23 protein-coding genes are annotated in these 21,014 nt (G+C 33.8%); 21 read left to right on the forward strand and 2 right to left on the reverse strand.

The annotated features are described in order from the left end of the window. Window positions 1-2 precede the first annotated feature (2 nt). Both IAI56_RS05755 and IAI56_RS05760 read right to left on the reverse strand, forming a co-directional pair. Entirely contained in the window at window positions 3-650 is a 648-nt protein-coding gene (locus IAI56_RS05755) for a metal-dependent transcriptional regulator (protein ID WP_187657010.1), read from the reverse strand. Between the two features lie 65 nt (window positions 651-715). Further along, window positions 716-1,090 (reverse strand): Fur family transcriptional regulator, encoded by a 375-nt coding sequence (locus tag IAI56_RS05760; RefSeq protein ID WP_187656972.1) that lies wholly within the window; start codon window positions 1,088-1,090, stop codon window positions 716-718. A gap of 79 nt (window positions 1,091-1,169) precedes the next feature. Here IAI56_RS05760 and IAI56_RS05765 point away from each other — a divergent pair, with 79 nt between their 5' ends. The 21 genes from IAI56_RS05765 (at window position 1,170) to IAI56_RS05865 (ending at window position 20,916) form a co-directional block, all read left to right on the forward strand. Next, window positions 1,170-1,520 (forward strand): MerC family mercury resistance protein, encoded by a 351-nt coding sequence (locus IAI56_RS05765; RefSeq protein WP_187656973.1) that lies wholly within the window; start codon window positions 1,170-1,172, stop codon window positions 1,518-1,520. Beyond that, complete coding sequence (locus tag IAI56_RS05770) at window positions 1,517-2,755, forward strand: GTP-binding protein (RefSeq protein ID WP_187656974.1); 1,239 nt, start codon at window positions 1,517-1,519, stop codon at window positions 2,753-2,755. The genes IAI56_RS05765 and IAI56_RS05770 overlap by 4 nt, the downstream gene beginning before the upstream one ends. 114 nt (window positions 2,756-2,869) lie before the next feature. After that, on the forward strand, window positions 2,870-4,921 hold the full coding sequence (locus tag IAI56_RS05775; protein WP_187656975.1) for a TonB-dependent receptor plug domain-containing protein: 2,052 nt from the start codon (window positions 2,870-2,872) through the stop codon (window positions 4,919-4,921). A 45-nt stretch (window positions 4,922-4,966) separates the two neighbouring features. After that, on the forward strand, window positions 4,967-6,106 hold the full coding sequence (locus IAI56_RS05780; RefSeq protein ID WP_187656976.1) for a lycopene cyclase family protein: 1,140 nt from the start codon (window positions 4,967-4,969) through the stop codon (window positions 6,104-6,106). 258 nt (window positions 6,107-6,364) lie between these two features. Next, entirely contained in the window at window positions 6,365-7,222 is an 858-nt protein-coding gene (hisG, locus tag IAI56_RS05785) for an ATP phosphoribosyltransferase (RefSeq protein ID WP_187656977.1), read from the forward strand. 15 nt (window positions 7,223-7,237) lie between these two features. Next, window positions 7,238-8,527: a histidinol dehydrogenase gene (hisD, locus tag IAI56_RS05790; RefSeq protein WP_187656978.1), complete on the forward strand. Its 1,290-nt coding sequence runs from the start codon at window positions 7,238-7,240 to the stop codon at window positions 8,525-8,527. Continuing rightward, window positions 8,520-9,533 carry a histidinol-phosphate transaminase gene (gene hisC, locus IAI56_RS05795; protein WP_187656979.1) on the forward strand — a complete coding sequence of 338 codons (1,014 nt, stop codon included), beginning with the start codon at window positions 8,520-8,522 and terminating at the stop codon, window positions 9,531-9,533. The genes hisD and hisC overlap by 8 nt, the downstream gene beginning before the upstream one ends. Then, window positions 9,530-10,621 carry a bifunctional histidinol-phosphatase/imidazoleglycerol-phosphate dehydratase HisB gene (hisB, locus tag IAI56_RS05800; protein WP_187656980.1) on the forward strand — a complete coding sequence of 364 codons (1,092 nt, stop codon included), beginning with the start codon at window positions 9,530-9,532 and terminating at the stop codon, window positions 10,619-10,621. The genes hisC and hisB overlap by 4 nt, the downstream gene beginning before the upstream one ends. Next, complete coding sequence (hisH, locus tag IAI56_RS05805; RefSeq protein WP_133532213.1) at window positions 10,618-11,196, forward strand: imidazole glycerol phosphate synthase subunit HisH; 579 nt, start codon at window positions 10,618-10,620, stop codon at window positions 11,194-11,196. Before hisB ends, hisH begins: the two co-directional genes overlap by 4 nt. Before the next feature lie 106 nt (window positions 11,197-11,302). After that, window positions 11,303-12,016, forward strand: coding sequence for a 1-(5-phosphoribosyl)-5-[(5-phosphoribosylamino)methylideneamino]imidazole-4-carboxamide isomerase (gene hisA / locus IAI56_RS05810; RefSeq protein WP_187656981.1), 714 nt, complete (start codon window positions 11,303-11,305; stop codon window positions 12,014-12,016). Then, window positions 12,010-12,762 carry an imidazole glycerol phosphate synthase subunit HisF gene (gene hisF, locus IAI56_RS05815; RefSeq protein ID WP_187656982.1) on the forward strand — a complete coding sequence of 251 codons (753 nt, stop codon included), beginning with the start codon at window positions 12,010-12,012 and terminating at the stop codon, window positions 12,760-12,762. The genes hisA and hisF overlap by 7 nt, the downstream gene beginning before the upstream one ends. Continuing rightward, the gene (gene hisIE, locus IAI56_RS05820) at window positions 12,759-13,349 is read left to right on the forward strand and encodes a bifunctional phosphoribosyl-AMP cyclohydrolase/phosphoribosyl-ATP diphosphatase HisIE (RefSeq protein WP_187656983.1); all 591 of its coding nucleotides are present in this window, start codon (window positions 12,759-12,761) and stop codon (window positions 13,347-13,349) included. Before hisF ends, hisIE begins: the two co-directional genes overlap by 4 nt. Window positions 13,350-13,583: 234 nt before the next feature. Next, complete coding sequence (locus IAI56_RS05825) at window positions 13,584-14,972, forward strand: anthranilate synthase component I family protein (protein ID WP_187656984.1); 1,389 nt, start codon at window positions 13,584-13,586, stop codon at window positions 14,970-14,972. 3 nt (window positions 14,973-14,975) lie between these two features. After that, window positions 14,976-15,536: an anthranilate synthase component II gene (locus tag IAI56_RS05830; protein WP_187656985.1), complete on the forward strand. Its 561-nt coding sequence runs from the start codon at window positions 14,976-14,978 to the stop codon at window positions 15,534-15,536. Between the two features lie 2 nt (window positions 15,537-15,538). Continuing rightward, on the forward strand, window positions 15,539-16,531 hold the full coding sequence (trpD, locus tag IAI56_RS05835; RefSeq protein WP_187656986.1) for an anthranilate phosphoribosyltransferase: 993 nt from the start codon (window positions 15,539-15,541) through the stop codon (window positions 16,529-16,531). Next, entirely contained in the window at window positions 16,528-17,316 is a 789-nt protein-coding gene (trpC, locus tag IAI56_RS05840) for an indole-3-glycerol phosphate synthase TrpC (RefSeq protein WP_187656987.1), read from the forward strand. Before trpD ends, trpC begins: the two co-directional genes overlap by 4 nt. Next, window positions 17,313-17,939, forward strand: a complete 627-nt coding sequence (locus IAI56_RS05845) for a phosphoribosylanthranilate isomerase (protein ID WP_187656988.1) — start codon at window positions 17,313-17,315, stop codon at window positions 17,937-17,939. The genes trpC and IAI56_RS05845 overlap by 4 nt, the downstream gene beginning before the upstream one ends. Then, on the forward strand, window positions 17,936-19,129 hold the full coding sequence (gene trpB, locus IAI56_RS05850) for a tryptophan synthase subunit beta (protein WP_187656989.1): 1,194 nt from the start codon (window positions 17,936-17,938) through the stop codon (window positions 19,127-19,129). Before IAI56_RS05845 ends, trpB begins: the two co-directional genes overlap by 4 nt. Further along, entirely contained in the window at window positions 19,119-19,892 is a 774-nt protein-coding gene (gene trpA, locus IAI56_RS05855) for a tryptophan synthase subunit alpha (RefSeq protein ID WP_187656990.1), read from the forward strand. Before trpB ends, trpA begins: the two co-directional genes overlap by 11 nt. 104 nt (window positions 19,893-19,996) lie before the next feature. Further along, window positions 19,997-20,407, forward strand: a complete 411-nt coding sequence (locus IAI56_RS05860) for a BrxA/BrxB family bacilliredoxin (protein ID WP_187656991.1) — start codon at window positions 19,997-19,999, stop codon at window positions 20,405-20,407. 116 nt (window positions 20,408-20,523) lie between these two features. Beyond that, entirely contained in the window at window positions 20,524-20,916 is a 393-nt protein-coding gene (locus tag IAI56_RS05865; protein ID WP_187656992.1) for a hypothetical protein, read from the forward strand. Window positions 20,917-21,014 lie beyond the last annotated feature (98 nt).

The following is a 21,014-nucleotide window of genomic DNA, read 5'->3' on the forward strand; positions in this document are numbered from 1 at the left end:
AATCAGTGAACGTATAAGTTATTAGCAATTTTATTGGATATTGTAATTTCTTTCGAATTGACTTCGACAAGTAACGTATCATCAAAACTCTCTTTTTCTTTGACAACAATTTTTGAACCTAATGCAATTTTTTGTTTATCAAGATATTGCAAAAATTCAGACGAAGAATGTTTTACACCAACACATTGATATTCTTTGTGTAATTCCACTTCTGAGAGCAACAATTTGTTTACTTTTTTCATTACTCCGTTAACATCCGGAATTGGGTCACCATGTGGATCAAACGAAGGGAAATGAAGGTATTCATCCAATTTATTGATTAAAGTTTCCGATTTTATGTGTTCCAATTCTTCTGCAATATCATGGACTTCATCCCAAGCGAAACCCAATTTTTCTACCAAAAAAACTTCCCACAAACGATGCTTTCGCACAATCATTTTGGCAGATCGAAAACCATTTTCAGTTAGGGTAACACCTTGATATTTTTGATAGGAAACTAAATCTTTGTCTGAAAGTTTTTTCAACATATCGGTAACCGAAGAGGCTTTGGTATCTAGCATTCCGGCAATAGCATTGGTATTCACTCCTTTTGGTGAAACTTGTGATAGATGATAAATTACTTTAAGATAGTTTTCTTCTGAAGTCGTCATTCGATTTTTTATCAAAAATACAAATTTTTAGAAGTACAAATAAAATATTTAGATAAATCTAAAAATTAATTACATTTTGGACAAATACCTGTAACGGTGAAATTAAATGATTTAACGGTATAATCGTTTGAAAGTTGAATAACGGGTAGTACCATTTCTATGCAAGTTGTAGTCTTACATTTTTCGCAATTAAAATGAACATGATCATGAGAATGGTGTGCAGAATGATTACAAGCTGCATATTTTATGATACCATCAGAAGTTACCACTTTGTGAACATTATCTTCATTAACTAATCGTTCAAGAACTCTGTAAATGGTAACTCTATCGCACACACCATTTGTTAAAGTTAATAACTCAGCATGAGATAAAGCTGCTTCTGCATTTTTCAATACATTTAAAATAGTGGTTTTGGCTGTGGTGTTTCTAAATTGTTTCATAAAAATATTATTGCAACATTGTTGCATTAACAAAAAATATTTATATTTGCAACTCAATTGCATTAACAAAGGTATAAAAATGAAACACACAACTCAAAAATTATATGATTTTTTAGGAATTTCCAGCGCAACTTTATGTTTGGTTCATTGTTTAGTAGTTCCTTTTCTTGCAATTCTTCCTTTGAGTACTTTTAAGAGCATTTGGATAGATATCATTTTTTGCGGTATTGCTTTGTTTGCAACATCAAAAATACTAATGTCGAACGCAAGTAGAACTGTCAAAATTATTTTAGGTATTTCTATTTCGATCATTCTGGTTAGTGTAATGATTGAAATCATTTTACATACTCATTTTGAAGGAATGTTGTTAGGAGGAATTGGTTTAATCATTGGTCATTTATTAAACTTTAGTCAGCATAAACATTTATGAAAAAATTACCCGTTACCGTATTGTCAGGATTTCTTGGCGCCGGAAAAACCACGTTACTCAATCATATTCTTCATAATAAAGAAGGATTAAAAGTTGCTGTGATTGTTAATGACATGAGCGAAGTAAATATCGATGCTAATTTAGTTAAAGCCGAAAATACTCTGTCTCGTACTGAAGAAAAATTAGTAGAAATGAGCAATGGTTGTATTTGTTGTACGCTGCGCGAAGATTTAATGCTCGAGGTCGAAAAACTAGCAAAAGAAAATCGTTTTGATTATTTATTAATTGAAAGTACTGGAATTTCAGAACCTATTCCTGTAGCGCAAACTTTTACGTTTGTTAACGAAGAAGAAAACATCGATCTTTCTAAATTTAGTTATATAGATACTATGGTTACGGTTGTTGATGCTTTTAACTTTTTTAAAGATTATGGAAGTGCCGAAACATTAAAGGACAGAAACGCATCAGACATAGAAAATGATGAGAGAACAATCGTAAACCTGTTAGTAGATCAAATTGAATTTGCCAATGTGATCATTCTGAATAAAACCGATCTAGTTTCAAAAAAACAATTAGAGATTTTACAAGCATCCATAACCAAACTAAATCCAGTAGCTAAAATTTTGCATTCCCAAATGGGAAAAGTACATCCCAATGAAATAATTAATACTGGATTATTCAACTATGAAGAAGCCGAAGTTTCCGCTGGTTGGATTCAAGAATTAGAAGGAATTCATACTCCCGAAACCGAAGAATATGGCATCACTTCATTTGTGTTTAGAGATCATCGCCCATTTGATCCGTATAGCTTTTGGGAATTTATTTCCAATTTCCCAACCGCAATTATCCGGAGCAAAGGGTTATTTTGGATTGCTTCAAGGCCCGATCAAGCAATAAACTGGTCACAAGCTGGCGGCTCCATTAGATCAGAAGGTGCCGGCGTTTGGTGGGCAAGCATGCCGTTTTCTGAACGTATTAAATTTCAAAATTTTGTAGACAATCAAGAAATAATAGAAGAACGCTGGTCGTTGGATTTTGGTGATCGATTGAACGAGTTGGTGTTTATTGGTATTACTATGAACGAAGCAGATATTAGAAAGCAACTCGAAAGTACCATTTGCACTGCTGATGAACTTATGGATTTACAAGACGGATTCTTCTCTCATAAAGATCCCTTTCCTGTCCCAAAACAGTTTTACGAAAATAATAATGGGCGTGTAGTTTTTCATGACTAAATCACTTGGTTTTTGGTTAAATTAGTGATTAATCGGCTTGTTTAAATAGCAAGCCGATTTTATTTGTGTTAATAAAAATTTATTTTTAGTTTTGTCTAAATTTTTTGTTTATAAATGAAAAAAATAATATTCTTACTATTCTGTATTACTCAATATACTATTGCACAAACAAAAACAGATTCTTTGCCTAAAAAAGAAAAAAAAGAATTGGAACTCAATGAAGTAGTTGTATCAGGAACTTTAAAAGCAGTAAAAAGATTGGAAAATCCTGTTCCTGTTGAAATAATTACTGCCACTTTCTTAAAGCAAAATCCAACTAGCAACATTTTTGATGCACTACAAAATGTTAATGGCTTGCGACCACAAAATAATTGTAATGTATGTGGTACAGGTGACATTAGAATAAATGGTCTAGATGGTCCTTATACCATGGTTACTATTGATGGAATGCCAATAGTAAGTGCGCTTGGAACTGTTTATGGCTTATCGGGAATTCCAAATTCTATGATTGAACGAATTGAAGTGGTAAAAGGTGCTGCATCCACTTTATATGGAAGTGAAGCAGTCGGCGGCTTGATTAACATCATTACAAAAAAATCCAAGACTGCCTCTTTATTTACTGCCGATATGTTTTCTACTTCTTGGCTCGAAAATAATATTGACTTAGGTTATAAGGCTACCATTGGCAAAAAAGTGGACGCTCTTTTTGGTGTCAATTATTTCTCTTACAATAACCCAATTGATAACAATAACGATAACTTTACTGATATTGCATTACAAGACCGAGTTTCCTTTTTTAGTAAATGGAATATTAACCGAAAATCAGAAAAAGAGTTTAGTATTGTTGGACGTTACTTATATGAAGATCGTTGGGGTGGCGAAATGCAATGGAACAAAGGTTTTCGTGGAGGTGATGAAGTATATGGCGAAAGCATTTATACCTCGCGATTTGAGCTGTTAGGAAAATATGAGTTACCTGTTAAAGAAAAAATGTATCTGCAATTTTCGTTTATAGGTCATGACCAAAATTCGGTATATGGAAATTCATTTTATTTAGCCAATCAAAAAATAGGGTTCGGGCAATTCCTTTGGGATAAAAATATCCAAAATCATTCACTCCTATTCGGCAGTGCTTTTCGCTATCAATTTTATAACGATAATACACCTGCAACTGCCACTTCTGACCATTCAAAAATTTACAGCCTTTTTGTGCAAGACGATATAAAATTTTCTGAAAAAACAGGTCTTCTTCTTGGTTCACGTTACGACTATAACTCGGTTCATGGTTCTATTTTTACTCCAAGAATAGCCCTAAAATGGAAACCAACTCAGGATGATATTTTAAGACTGAATTTTGGTACCGGTTTTAGAGTAGTCAATCTTTTTACCGAAGACCATCAAGCACTTTCAGGTGCAAGAGAAGTAGTTTTAGTTGATAATTTAAAACCAGAAACATCTTATAATGTCAATTTAAATTATCTAAAAAGATTTAAATTGGAAAACTTAGGAGTTCTGAATTTAGAAATGTCATCATGGTACACCTATTTTACTAATCGGATATTTGCTAATTATGACCTCAACCCTAATCAAATTGTTTATGAAAACTTGAATGGTTTTTCGAAAATTTTTGGAATTAGTGCCAATGCCGATTGGATTACGCCATTTGGTCTAAAAGCAACTGTTGGAGCCAGCTATTTTGATCCAATTACGCAACAAGATGGTGTTAGTTTTGTTCCATTGTTTACAGAGAAATATTCCTTGAATTGGGCAATCAATTATGAAATTCCTGAATGGTATCTTTCCTTTGATTATACAGGAAATCTTACTGGTCCGATGCGATTACCATTGCTTAGTGAACTTGACCCACGACGCAACTATTCGCAATCATTTAGTATTCAAAACATACAGTTTACTTATAAAAAATTTCATAATCTTGAAATCTATTCGGGAATAAAAAATCTTTTTGATTGGACACCCAATCGTGGAAATCCGTTTTTAATTGCCCGTGCCAATGATCCGTTCGATCAAAATGTACAATTTGATATGAATGGAAATGCAGTTCCAACTGCTGATAATCCATATGGTTTGACATTTGATCCAACCTATGCTTATGGACCAAATCAAGGAATTCGATTTTTTCTAGGATTTCGATATCATATTGATTAACATTTGTTTGATTTCAAATTCCTTTAGATTGCTTATTTTTGAACCATGCAACACTATAATTACATTTTTACAGGTTCAGGTTTATCGGCGTTGATGACGGTTTATGAAATGATTTTATCAAAGAAATTTAACGATAAATCCATTCTAATACTTGATCAAAACCCCAAAAAAAACAACGACAGAACTTGGTGTTTTTGGGATGAGAAACAATCTTTTGATGAAATAGTTTCAAAAAAATGGGATGTGGCACTTTTTGCCGATGCAACCTTTCGAAGAGATTTAGATTTGCATCCGTATCAATATAAAATGGTTCGCGGATTGGATTTTTACAATCTGGTTTTCGATCTAATTTCAAAGCAAAAAAATATCCGATTTGCAAACGAAAAAGTAATTGAATTTGAAGAACTTGGCAATCATTGTGTGGTAAAAACAGAAAGTGAAAATTTTACATGCAATCAAATTTTCAACTCCATTTATCATCCCGAAATTGTAAAAAATCAGACGAAATATCCGTTGTTGCAACAGCATTTTATAGGTTGGTTTATACAATCCGAAGAAAAAGTTTTCAATCCAGCCAAGGCAACTTTTATGGATTTTTCTGTGGAACAAAAAGGAAATACCCGATTTATGTATGTCTTGCCAACTTCCGAAACCGAGGCTTTGTTAGAATATACTTTGTTTTCAAAAGATTTATTATCCAAAGAAGAATATGAAAACGAAATTCAAGATTACATCAAAAAAATAGGAATTACCAACTATAAAATCATCGAAAAAGAACAAGGAAATATTCCAATGACATGTTATGCTTTCTGGAAACACAACACTAAAAACATTGTCAATATTGGTTCTGCTGGTGGATGGACAAAAGCAAGTACAGGTTATACTTTTGCCAATACTATAAAAAAATCTAAAGCATTAATTCGATTTATTTCTTCTGAAAATGACTTTAGAAAATTCAATAAAAAAGACAAATTTTGGTTGTATGATTTACTCTTTATTGATGTTTTATTCCGAAGAAATGACTTAGGTTCAACCGTGTTCTCAGCGTTATTTAAAAAAGGAAATCCAACATTAATTTTCAAATTTTTAGATGAAGAAACCTCTTTTTGGGAAGATTTACAAGTGATTTGGAAATGCCCAAAAGGTCTTTTCATTAGAGCTTTATTGGAAAGATTATTTCGATAATGAATACTTCTACAAATGTTAAATTTTATAAAATGTAGTTTTCAATCCAAAAGTTATGTCTAGTTTTGTGCCATCAAAATAAAACAATGAACACGATTATTTCACAATTACATCATCATCATTCTTGCAACCAGGCGAGTTAATGATGTATTGTAGCTAATCAAATAACATAATTAAAAACCCGTCTGAGTATATCAAGACGGGTTTTTTGTATTTATACACTTCGTGATATACTCAGATTTTATTCTAAATTAAAAAATGAGTACTTTAAAAATTGCGGTTCAAAAAAGTGGCCGACTGAGTGAAAAATCACTCCAACTTCTAGAAGAATGTGGCATCAAAATTTCTAATGGCGAACGAAAACTGAAAGCTGTTGCCCAAAACTTTCCTATCGAAATTTTATTCTTGCGTGACGATGATATTCCGCAATATGTAGAACAAGGCGTTGCTGATATCGGAATTCTAGGCGAAAATGAAGTTTGGGAAAAAGACAAAGAAGTCGAAATTATCCAACAATTAGGTTTTGCAGGTTGTAGAATGTCGTTGGCTATACCAAAAGACGAAATCTATACCGATTTAAACTATTTCGAAGGCAAGCGTATTGCCACAAGTTACCCAAAAATTCTGATTGATTTTTTTGTCAAAAAAAACATTTCTGTATTTGTTGAAGAAATTAGCGGAAGTGTTGAAATCGCTACCAGTATTGGTCTTGCCGATGCCGTTTTTGATATTGTAAGTACAGGAAGTACACTTTTAATGAACGGATTGAAAGAAGTAGCAACCGTTACTAAAAGTGAAGCGGTTTTAATTTCAAATCCAAATCTAACACCAGAAAATCAAGCAATTCTTGATAAATTATTGTTCAGAATGCAAGCCGTTCGCGAAGGTAAACAGAACAAATATATTTTGTTGAACGCACCAAATTCTGCTATCGAAAAAATTTGTTCATTATTACCCGGAATGAAATCACCAACCATTTTACCACTAGTCAATAAAGATTGGAGCAGTTTGCACTCGGTTATAAAAGAAGACGATTATTGGGAAATTATTGAACAACTCAAAAATCTTGGTGCCGAAGGAATTTTAATTATTCCAATAGAAAAAATGATTCGATAATTCAATAAAATAATCATGAAAACTTACATAAATCCAAATGCAGAACAATGGAACGAATTGGCAAAACGCAAAACCGTTGCTACTGCCGATTTAAACGAAACCGTGAAAGCTGTTTTTAACGACATCCAAAAAAACGGAAGCAAAGCTGTAAAAAAATACACCAGTTATTTTGATGGTGTATCAATAGAAAATTTTGCAGTAACTCCATCAGAAATTGAAAATGCGGTTGCCCAAATTCCAACCGAATTAAAAAATGCAATCCAAATTGCAGCAGATAATATTTCGAAATTTCACAGTTCTCAAAAAGAAATTCCGACTAAAATCGAAACCACTTCAGGTGTTTTTTGTTGGAGAGAAAGTCGTGCCATCGATACCATCGGAATTTACATTCCTGGCGGAACAGCACCACTTTTTTCAACGGTTTTAATGTTGGCAATTCCGGCTAAATTGGCAGGTTGCAAAAACATAATTTTGTGTTCGCCACCAGATAAAAACGGCAACATCAATCCAGCGATTTTGTATGCGGCACAATTGACAGGTGTAACTCAAATGTATAAAGTTGGCGGCATTCAAGCCATTGCAGCAATGACTTTTGGAACCGATGAAATTCCGAAAGTTTCAAAAATATTCGGACCCGGAAATCAGTATGTAACTGCTGCCAAACAATATGCTCAACAATTAGGATTAGCTATCGATATGCCAGCTGGACCAAGTGAATTATTAGTAATTGCCGATGCAAGTTGTGATCCAGAATTCGTAGCTTCCGATTTACTTTCACAAGCGGAACATGGTGGTGATAGTCAAGTGATTTTGGTTACAAATTCAGAAGAAATTGTATCGAAAGTTAGTGTAGCAATCGAAAATCAGAAAGCCATTTTACCAAGACAAGCAACAGTAGAAAAAGCATTAGAAAACAGTCGTGCTTTGGTTTTTGAAGATATTAAAACAGCAATTGAATTCAGTAATTTTTACGCACCAGAACATTTAATTTTGGCTATTGAAAATGCTGAAGATAAAATCAATTTAATCGAAAATGCAGGTTCAATTTTCCTAGGAAATTATAGTTGCGAAAGTGCCGGAGATTACGCCAGCGGAACCAATCACACTTTACCGACAAATGGTTATGCTAAAAATTACAGCGGCGTTTCGTTAGACAGTTTTGTGAAGAAAATTACAATTCAAAAACTGACTTCGCAAGGAATTCAAAACCTAGGACCAACAATAGAAATTATGGCTGCTGCCGAACAATTAGACGCACACAAAAACGCCGTTTCCATCCGATTAAAAAAAATACAAAATGGATAATATCACCAATTTAATTCGAAAAAATATTCTCTCGCTTACGCCTTATTCGAGTGCGCGCGACGAGTACAAAAGCAATCAAGGTATCTTTTTGGATGCCAATGAAAATCCGTTTGGAAATTTAAATCGTTATCCTGATCCATACCAATGGCGCTTGAAGCAAATTTTAAGCAGTCAGAAAAAAGTCGGAATTGAAAACATATTAATTGGAAATGGAAGTGATGAAATTATTGATTTAGTCCAGCGTGTTTTTTGCGAACCCAACGAAGATAAAATAATCATTTGTCCGCCAACGTATGGCATGTATGAAGTTTACGGAAATATTAATAATCTAGAAATTATTTCCATTCCACTAACCGAAGATTTTCAGTTGAATTCGGAAGCAATTTTAGCGCAAAATGCCAAAGTTTTGTACTTGTGTTCGCCCAACAATCCAACAGGAAATTCATTAGAAAATCTAGAATACATCATTGAAAATTTCAACGGAATTGTGTTTTTAGACGAAGCATATATTGACTTTAGTGAACAACCTTCTTTGGTTTCCAAAATCAAACAATTTCCAAATTTAATAGTTTCACAAACGTTTAGTAAAGCACGAGGTTTGGCAGCAGTTCGCGTAGGAATTGCGTATGCCAATGAGAACATTATTTCGATGATGAACAAAGTAAAACCGCCTTATAATATCAGTCAGTTAAACCAAGAAGCAGCGGTAAAATCACTAGCTAGTGATGATGATTTTAAATCGAAAATACAACTTATTATTTCTGAACGAGAACTTTTAAAACAATCACTTTTGGCATTGGATTTTGTTACTAAAATTTATCCTTCAGATGCCAATTTTTTACTAGTCGAAATGGAAAATGCCACTGCCATTTACAACAGTTTAATTGAACAACAAATCATCACACGCAACCGTAGTTCGGTAGTTGAAAACACCATTCGAATTACCATTGGAACACCACGAGAAAACCAACAATTATTGTATGCTTTAAATTTAGTTATGTCATGAAGAAGGTATTATTTATAGATAGAGATGGCACGTTAATCATTGAACCGCCAATCGATTTTCAAGTGGATAGTTTGGAAAAATTGGAGTTTTATCCTCAGGTTTTTCAGTATTTATCATGCATTGCTAAAGAACTCGATTATGAGTTGGTTATAGTGACCAATCAAGACGGAATGGGTACCGATTCGTTTCCGGAAAGCACGTTTTGGCCAGCACAAAATAAAATGATGAAAGCATTTGAAAACGAAGGAATTCAATTTTCTGATGTTATTATTGACGTTTCTTTTCCAGAGCAAAATTTGCCTACAAGAAAACCTGGAACTGCTTTGTTGCAACAATATGTGAAAGGCAATTACGATTTAAAAAATTCCTTCGTAATTGGAGATAGAGTTACTGATATTCAACTAGCAGAAAATTTAGGAAGTCAGGCGATTTTTATTTCGGCTACAGCCCATGAAAAAGCGGTTTTATCAACGACTTCTTGGGAAACTATTTATCAATTTTTAAAGGAACAACCTCGAGTTGGAAAATTAATTCGAACAACAAAAGAAACCGAAATTGCGGTCGAAATCAATTTGGATGGCAACGGAAAAAGCAACATCAATACTGGTTTAGGATTTTTTGACCACATGCTCGACCAAATTGCCAAACACGGAAACATCGATTTAAACATTGATGTAAAAGGCGATTTGTACGTTGACGAACACCACACAATCGAAGATGTTGGAATTGCTTTAGGAGATGTTTTTTCACAAGCTTTAGGTTCTAAAAAGGGCATTACGCGTTACGGTTTTTTACTTCCAATGGACGATTGTTTGTCGCAAGTAGCACTAGATTTTGGCGGTCGTTCTTGGTTGGTTTGGAATGCCGAATTCAAACGTGAAAAAATTGGAGAAATGCCCACCGAAATGTTCTCGCACTTTTTTAAGTCGTTTTGTGATGGTGCCAAATGCAATTTGAATATTAAATGTGAAGGCGAAAACGAACACCACAAAATAGAAGCTATTTTCAAAGCATTTGCAAAAGCGATAAAAATGGCAGTTCAAAAAGATGGAACAAACGGCATACCAAGCACAAAAGGAATCCTATGATAGCAATAGTAAAATACAACGCTGGCAACATCACTTCGGTGAAAAATGCCATCGAACGATTGGGTTATTCTTGCATCGTTACCGATGATGAAACGATTTTGAAGTTAGCCGAAAAAGTTATTTTTCCAGGCGTTGGCGAAGCGAGTTCGGCGATGAATTATCTTAAAGAAAAAGGTTTGGATGAAGTCATAAAAAACCTCAAACAACCAGTTCTAGGAATTTGCCTTGGGCAACAGTTGATGTGCCAATTTTCAGAAGAAGGCAACACAGAATGTTTAGGAATTTTTGAAGCAACTGTAAAGAAATTTGAACCCAAATTAAAAGTGCCACACATGGGTTGGAATAACATTTCAAAGTTAAATTCTGAATTGTATAACGGAATTTCAGCCGATGAAAATTTCTATTTTGTACACAGTTTTTATGCCGAAATAAGTGAAGAAACCACAGCGGTTTGCGATTATATCGTTCCGTTTAGTGCTTCGATGCAAAAGGATAATTTCTATGCTACACAATTTCATCCTGAAAAATCATCTAGTGTTGGCGAACGATTATTATTAAACTTTTTGAAATTATAAATACGCAAAAAATTTAACCATTAAGATATTAAGTTTCCTTCAGATTCATACTTAATTTTCTTAAATCACTTAATGGTTTTAAAAAAAATTAAATGGTAAAAAAATTATGAGAATTATTCCAGCCATAGACATCATCAACGGAAAATGCGTCCGATTGACCAAAGGCGATTATGCCACACAAAAAATATATAACGAAAATCCGTTGGAAGTTGCCAAATATTTTGAAGATAACGGCATACAATACTTGCATTTAGTGGATTTGGATGGCGCAAAATCAAACCAAATTGTCAACCATAAAGTATTGTATCAAATTGCAACAAAAACTAATTTGAAAATTGATTTTGGTGGCGGATTGAAACAACGAAAAGACCTCGAAACTGCTTTTGAAAACGGAGCCAATCAAATTACAGGCGGAAGCATTGCTGCAAAAAATCCAATCGAATTTTTAGAATGGTTGACTGAATTTGGAAGTGACAAAATCATTTTGGGTGCCGATTGTTTGAATAGAAAAATTGCTACTCATGGTTGGTTAGAAACATCCGAAATTGATGTCGTCGATTATATTTCTGATTACGTTTCAAAAGGAATTTCAACAGTTATTTGTACTGATATTTCCAAAGATGGAATGCTTCAAGGAACTTCTAATGAATTGTATTCTAATATTTTAGAAAAAACAAAAGTCAATTTAATTGCCAGTGGTGGCGTTACAACTATTTCCGATTTAGAACTATTAAAAACTATAGGTTGCGAAGGTGCCATCATCGGAAAAGCATTGTATGAAGGCACAATCAAAATTGAAAATCTACGCGAATTATGTTAAAGAAAAGAATTATTCCGTGTTTGGATATTAAAGATGGACGCGTTGTAAAAGGCGTTCAATTTTTGGAATTAAAAGACGCAGGAAATCCTGTAGAATTGGCTTCGTTTTACTCTAAAAATGGTGCGGACGAATTGGTGTTTTTAGACATTTCTGCAACATTGGAAAAGCGAAAAACATTAGCCGAAATGGTCACACAATTGTCCAAAGAAATCAATATTCCATTCACAGTTGGTGGCGGCATTCAATCGGTTGATGATGCGCGATTATTATTGCAATCTGGTGCTGATAAAGTGAGTATCAATTCGGCTGCCGTTTTAAATCCTGAGTTAGTTACGCAAATTTCAGATGCTTTTGGTAGTCAAAGTTTAGTCGTTGCTATCGACATCAAAAAAGTGAAAAATGATTGGTTTGTTTTCATCAAAGGCGGAACAGAATCAACTGGAATTTTAGCTATCGATTGGGCAAAAAAAGTCGAAAAATTAGGTGCAGGCGAATTACTAATAACTTCAATGAACAACGATGGTTCCAAAGATGGATTTGCATTACAAATTACAAATGAAATCAGTAAAGCCGTTTCTATTCCAGTTATCGCTTCTGGTGGCGCAGGAAATTCGCAGCATTTTATAGATTTATTTACCAAAACTGAAGTCAGCGCCGGATTAGCAGCAAGTATTTTTCACTTTAATGAAGTGCCTATTTCCGAATTAAAAAACGTTTTAAAAACTCAAAATATTCCCATCAGATGAAGGTAGATTTCTCAAAAAACAACGGATTAATTCCTGTAATTATCCAAAATAGCGAAACGCAACAGGTTTTAATGTTGGGTTACATGAACGAAGAAGCCTTGCAAAAAACACAAGAAGAAAATGTGGTAACGTTCTTCAGCCGTAGCAAAAATCGTTTGTGGACCAAAGGTGAAACGTCTGGAAATTTTCTAAAAGTAGTTTCCATAAAAGAAGATTGCGATCGAGATGCGTTGCTGATTCAAGTCATTCCCAACGGACCAACTTGCCACAACGGAACGACTTCTTGTTTTGCAACAGAACATCAAATTTCTTTTCTAAACGAATTGGAAAACGTCATTGAAAACCGCATTTCGAACCCAAGTTCAGCATCGTATGTTGCTTCACTTTATCAAAAAGGCATCAACAAAATGGCCCAAAAAGTTGGTGAAGAAGCAGTTGAATTGGTAATCGAAGCCAAAGATGACAATAAAGATTTGTTTATTGGTGAAGCTGCCGATTTATTGTTTCATTATTTGATTTTACTTCAAGCTAAAAACATGAAATTAAATGATATAGAACAAGAATTGATGCGCAGAATGAAGAAATAATTTCATAGAACAAATGTTAAAATTTAAAAAATAGTGCAATTGCAACAAAATAATTCAATACGTTTGTACCGATTATGATGAACAAAATACAAAATACAAATTGGTGGCACATGACTAACTCCGTTCTTGGAATTGGTTGGTAATTGCTATTTGTAAATTTCTACAATATCGTCAAACCCGCTTTTCCAAGCGGGTTTTTTTTATGTCTAATTTTTCCAAAACAATTTAAAATATATGTATTCTTTTCAAACAAAATTTAAAAAAACGCTAAGCGATACGCACACACCAGTAGAATTGTACTTGAAGTTGCGCGATAAATTTCCAACAAGTCTTTTATTGGAAAGCTCTGATTATAAAAGTAAAGAAAATAGTTTTTCCTACTTGTGTTTTCAACCAATAGCTTCGTTTGTGGTAAAAAAAGAAACGGCAACACTTGATTTTCCTGATGGAACTAGTCAAGTAAAACCAACTAATGCTGTTGAAATTGCTTCAGAATTACATCAATTCACCACTTCTTTTCAGTCGGAAGATTTGAATTTGGGATTTGTCACCAACGGTTTATTTGGCTATACTTCTTATGATGCTATTCCGTTATTTGAAGACATTGAATTTAAAAATCAGTCGTTTGATTTACCGTTAATGCAGTATCATTTGTTCCGATTTACCATTGTTTTTAATCATTTTAATAACGAGTTATTTATCCTAGAAAATCTTTTGCCCGATCAAAAATCAAATTTATCCGAACTCGTTGATTTGGTAGCCAATCGTGCGGTAACAACCTTTCATTTTAAGAAAATAAACGACGAAACGTCTAATTTCAATGATGAAGAATTTTTAGAAAAAATTGCCATTGGTCAGCAACATTGTTTTCAAGGTGACGTATTTCAAGTAGTGCTTTCGCGAAAATTCAAACAACAATTTCAAGGCGATGAATTCAATGTTTACAGAGCTTTGCGTTCCATAAATCCATCGCCTTATTTATTTTACTTCGATTATGGAAATTTTAAAATTTTTGGTTCATCGCCAGAAGCACAATTGACGATAAACAATCAAAAAGCCATTATCAACCCAATTGCAGGAACGTTTAAAAGAACTGGAAATTCAGATGATGATAAAGTATTGTCGGAAGCTTTGCAAATGGATCCGAAAGAGAATGCCGAACACATCATGTTGGTCGATTTGGCACGAAACGATTTGAGTAAAAACAGTACTGAAGTAACCGTTGAACGATTTAAGGAAATCGAATTGTATTCGCACGTAATTCATATGGTTTCTAAAGTTAGTGCACAACTTAAAGACGATTTCAATCCTATTAAAATTCTTGGAGATACGTATCCAGCAGGAACTTTATCGGGTGCGCCAAAGCATAGAGCGATGCAAATTATTGACGAAAACGAACCCGATAGTCGCGGTTTTTATGGTGGTGCGATTGGAATTATTGGATTAGATAAAACCTTCAATCACGCCATTTTTATTCGCTCTTTTTTGAGTTATAAAAACGAATTGACTTATCAAGCTGGATGTGGAATTGTAACAAAATCGGATGCGCAATCGGAACTTAATGAAGTAAATAACAAGCTAACGGCATTGCGAAAAGCAATTGATTTGGCGCAAATAATATAAGTTATGAAAGTATTAGTTATAGACAATTACGACTCGTTTGTGTACAATTTAGTTTGTATGATGCATAATTTGGTTGATGCCACAATCGATGTTGTGAAAAATGATAAAATAAATTTTGAAACCTTTCATTTGTATGATAAAATAGTGCTTTCTCCTGGTCCAGGAATTCCAGTAAATGCTGGAAAAATGATGGAAGTTTTAGAAAAAAATAAATCGGTTGCTATACTCGGAGTTTGTTTAGGTCATCAAGCTATTGCCGAATTTTCTGGTGGATTTTTACACAATTTAAGCGAACCTTTACACGGAATTGCCTCTACCATTTCTATCGAAAAAGACGATTATTTGTTTGAAAATATTCCGAAAAATTTCAAAGTTGGTCATTATCATTCGTGGGTTGTAGCACCTTCAAACACCGCCGATTTTGAAATATTAGCCAAAGATGAAAATCAAAATATTATGGCAATCAAACATAAAACATTCAATTGGCGTGGTGTACAATTTCATCCCGAGTCCGTTTTGACAGAACACGGAGCGCAAATTATCAACAATTGGTTAAAGAATTAGACATGAAAAATATATTAGACTACTTATACGCACACAAAACATTTTCTAAAGAAGAAGCCAAAGAAGTTCTAGAAAATATAGCTTTAGGAAAATACAATTCAAGTCAAATTGCTTCTTTTTTGACGGTTTTCATCATGCGAAATATCACGCTTGACGAACTAATTGGTTTTAGAGAAGCCTTACTTTCGTTGTGTCATAAAGTAGATTTATCAGCTTACAATCCGATGGATGTTTGCGGTACTGGTGGCGATGGAAAAAACACGTTTAACATTTCAACTTTAACTTCTTTTGTGGTTGCTGGAGCAGGAATTCCTGTTGCCAAACACGGAAATTATGGTGTTTCATCGGTTTCTGGTTCGTCTAATGTTTTAGAAAGTTTGGGCGTTGCATTTCCAACCGATAATGCCGTTATCGAAACCCAAATTAAAGAAGCGAATATCACTTTTTTACACGCTCCATTGTTTCATCCAGCAATGAAAACTGTTGGACCAATCCGAAAAGAATTAGGAGTAAAAACCTTCTTCAATATGTTAGGTCCATTGGTTAATCCTGCAGAACCAAAAGTACAAATGAGTGGTGTTTTTAGTTTAGAATTGGCTCGAATGTACCATTACATTTTGCAAAATAATAATTCCAATTATAGTATTATTTATGGTTTGGATGGTTTTGATGAAATCACTTTAACGGATAGCGTCAAAATTATTCAAAATGACGGTGAGCACATTTTAAATGCATCCGATTTTCAATTGCCTAAAGTAAATTATGATCAATTATTTGGCGGAAATACCGTTGCCGAAGCTACAGAAATTTTTACGACCATCATCAACGGAAAAGGAACAACGTCACAAAATAATGTAGTGTTGTCGAACGCCGCTGTGGCCATTCAAACCTATCATCAAAATTTAGATTTTCAAGAAGCATTTGAACTAGCAAAAATCTCCTTATTTGAACAGAAAGCGAAGCAATCATTAACCATTTTAACTGAAATTCGATGACTATTTTAGATACTATAAAAGCACAAAAATTAAAAGAAGTTGCCGCTTTAAAATCTACAATTCCTATTGAAGCATTAGAGCAATTTCCTTTGTTTCAATCGGCAACACGTTCGTTAAAAAAAGCCATTACAAGTTCGGTTACTGGTGGAATTATTGCCGAATTCAAACGAAAATCACCTGCCAAAGGAAACATCAATTTAGATGCGAATGTGGTTGAAGTTACGCAAGGTTATACCGAAGCATTGGTGTCGGGTTTATCGGTTTTAAGTGATGAAAATTTCTTTGGAGCAAAACCAACCGATTTTGAATTGGCGCGACAAAATAATGCTATTCCTATTTTGAGAAAAGACTTTATTGTAGATGAATATCAATTATTTCAATCAAAAGCTATGGGTGCCGATGTTATTTTATTGATTGCTAAAATTTTGACCAAAAAACAATTGCAGTCGTATACCAATTTGGCTCACGAACTCGGATTAGAAGTGTTTCTAGAAACCCAAAACGAAGCTGAAATTTTGGATAATCTTGATTTGAATTTTGATTTGATTGGAATTAACAATCGCAATTTAAATTCGTTTGAAGTTTTGGTTGAAAACAGCATTAGATTGGCGCAATTACTTCCAAAATCGAGTTTAAAAATTGCAGAAAGTGGCATTCAATCTTTGGAAACAATTCAACTATTAAAAGCCAATGGATTTGATGGTTTTTTGATTGGAGAATATTTTATGAAAGAAGAACAACCTGCTGTAAAATGTTATGAACTAATTCAAAAATTGAAGGGATGAAGATTAAAATCTGCGGAATGAAATTTCCAAAAAATATACTTGAAGTCGGAGCATTGCAACCCGATTATATGGGATTTATTTTTTACCCAAAATCGAAGCGTTATGTTGGTGAAGATTTTTCATTCAAATCGTTAGAAAAATTACCTGAAAACATTAAAAAAGTTGCTGTTTTTGTAAATGAAGATGTTAATCGAATTATCGAAATTCAAAATGAATTTTCGTTTGATTTTATTCAATTACATGGAAATGAAACGGTTGCTGAATGTGAAATTTTAAAAGAAAATAACATCAAAATTATCAAAGTATTTTCGGTAGATAATTATTTCAACTTTAATGATGTTGTGGCTTATGAAACGATTTGCGACTACTTTTTATTTGACACAAAAACTCCAAAATATGGCGGAAGCGGGCAACCATTTGATTGGGAATTATTAGAAAATTACACCTTATCCAAACCCTTTTTTTTAAGTGGCGGATTAAGCATTCATAGCATCGGAAAGATTAAATACGCTAATTATCCGATGTTAGTAGGATTGGATTTCAATAGCAGATTAGAAGATACAAATACTAAAAAAATCACTGAAGAAGTGAGCGAATTAATAGAAAAAATAAGAAGACGATGAAAACGACTTTACAACCAGATGAAAACGGATTTTATGGCGAATTTGGAGGAGCATTTGTACCCGAAATGTTGTATCCTAACGTTTTGGAATTACAAAAAAATTATTTGCAAATCATAGCAACCGAAGACTTTCAAAACGAATTCAAATTGTTATTGAAAGATTATGTTGGGCGACCAACACCGTTGTATTTTTCGAAGAATTTATCGGAACAATTCCAAGCGCAAATTTATCTGAAAAGAGAAGATTTGAATCATACTGGCGCACACAAAATCAACAATGCAATTGGTCAGGTTTTGTTAGCCAAACGACTCAATAAAAAACGAATTATTGCTGAAACTGGCGCTGGACAACATGGAGTTGCGACTGCTACTGCTTGTGCATTATTAGGTTTGGATTGCACGATTTACATGGGTGAAATTGACATCGAACGCCAAAAACCAAATGTAGAACGCATGCGTCTTTTAGGTGCAAAAATTCAACCTGCAACGAGCGGAAGTAAAACCTTGAAAGATGCAACAAATGAAGCTATCAGAGCTTGGATAAATGATCCAGTTGGAACACATTATATTATTGGCTCGGTGGTTGGTCCGCATCCTTATCCCGATTTGGTGGCGCAATTTCAATCGGTTATCAGTGAAGAAATCAAAATCCAATTGAAAGAAAAAACAGGCGATGAAAACCCAGATTATGTTGTGGCTTGCCTTGGTGGCGGAAGCAACGCTATTGGAGCTTTCTATCATTTTATTGACAATGGAAAAACACAATTAATTGCTGTGGAAGCTGGCGGTTTAGGTGTTCATTCTGGAAAAACGGCAGCTACAATTGCTTTGGGTAAAAAAGGAATTATCCACGGAAGTAAAACCTATTTAATTCAAACTGATGATGGTCAGATTGTAGAACCACATTCGATTTCGGCAGGATTGGATTATCCCGGAATTGGTCCGATACATTCTTATTTACACGATACAAAAAAGGCGGAAGTGGTTTCAATTACTGATGATGAAGCCATGCAAGCCGCATATGATTTATCTCGAAACGAAGGCATTATTCCAGCGATTGAGTCGGCACATGCTTTGGCTTATTTGCATAAAATGAAACTAAAAACTACCGATGTTGTAGTCGTAAATTTATCAGGAAGAGGCGACAAAGATTTGGCAACATTACAAAATTACAGAAACGATGAACAATAGAATTCAATCTTTATTTGAAACTAAAAAAGAGAACATTTTGTCACTCTATTTTACAGCAGGATTTCCAAATTTGAACGATACGCTAACTATTTTAAAACATTTAGATGAAAGTGATGTTGATATGATTGAAATTGGATTTCCGTATTCTGATCCATTAGCAGATGGACCAGTTATTCAAGAAAGTAGTGGTCAAGCGATTGAAAACGGCATGACCTTAAATCTTTTATTCGAACAATTGCAATCGCTTCGAAGCATCACTCAAAAACCAATTATATTGATGGGTTATTTGAATGTGGTTTTGCAATTTGGAGAGGCAGCATTCATAGAAAAATGTGCACAAGTTGGTGTTGACGGAATTATCATTCCCGATATGCCATTGCATTATTATCTTTCGAATTTTAAAGAATTGTGTGAAGTAAATCAAGTTTCAAATGTGTTGCTAATAACACCAGAAACTTCAGAAGAACGCATCAAGCAATTGGACAGTTATTCCTCTGGATTTATTTATTTGGTTTCGTCCAATAGCATTACAGGAAGTACCAATGCGATTACTTTTCAAACAGAATATTATAAGCGAATTCAGAATATGAAGCTACAAAATCCGCATCTAATTGGTTTTGGCGTTCATAATAAAAAGACTTTTGAAACGGTTTGCGAATTTGGTTCTGGAGCAATTATTGGAAGTGCTTTTATCACACATTTGAATGAAAATGGTGTTTCCAAAGAATCAATAAGTAGATTTGTTAATCTGATTAAACTATAACAAATCTTTATGAAAACAACTATTCGAAAAATTAGAATTCTCATTACCTTTGTACAAGATTTTTAAAATCTAATATCATATATCTAAAATCTAATATTAAAATTATGTATCCAGAAGAAATGGTAAAACCAATGCGTGCTGAATTAACAGATGCAGGTTTTCAAAATTTATATAATTCAGAAGAAGTGAAAAACGCTATCAAAGCTGAGGGAACAACATTAGTTGTTGTGAATTCTGTTTGTGGTTGCGCTGCAAGAAATGCTCGTCCAGGAGCAAAAATGAGTTTGGATGGAGCTAAAAAACCAGATCATTTAGTGACTGTTTTTGCAGGAGTTGACAGAGAAGCGGTTGATGCTGCAAGAGAAGAAATGTTTCCTTTTCCTCCATCATCGCCAAGTATGGCTTTGTTTAAAAATGGCGAATTGGTTCACATGCTAGAACGTCATCATATAGAAGGTCGACCTGCTGAAATGATAGCAGAAAACCTTAAAGATGCTTACTCAGAATTTTGCTAAAAAAATAAAATCCTTTCAGTTGAAAGGATTTTTTCATTTTTAACGCAACCTTTTTGAAGTTTTTATATCTAATAATAAAAATTGCTTTGAAATTGTTTGACCTAACCCAAAAACCAATGAAAACTCTTTTTAAAACATTCGTACTTTTAGTCGCATTTTTATCATTTCAATGTTCTGGCTCTGATGATAACTCAGTCTTAAATGATGAAGTAATTACGCAACCAATATTGGATGCAAAAAAAGCTGAAATAACCAATTACATAAACAGTTTTGATTGCTCAGGAAGTTGTAACTACATTGCTTTTGGAAGCAAACCATGTGGTGGACCAAAAGAATATTTGCTTTTTCCAAGTTCGGTAAATCTTACTCAATTACAACAAATGGTTACAGAGTTCAATGAAATGGATCATCAATATAACATCCAAACTAATGCCGTATCAGATTGTGCTGTTGAATTACCGCCAACTTCTGTAGAATGCGTAAACGGTGATTGTGTGGTTATAAATTAAAAATTAAGAATTGCTATGAAAAAGAAACCCTTTCAATTGAAAAATTGTTAGGGTTTTTTTATTTGAAAAAAGATGTAAATTTGCCTCGAATTCTTCCA

The sequence above is a fragment of the Flavobacterium macrobrachii genome (assembly GCF_014486675.1).
Taxonomy (GTDB): domain Bacteria; phylum Bacteroidota; class Bacteroidia; order Flavobacteriales; family Flavobacteriaceae; genus Flavobacterium; species Flavobacterium macrobrachii.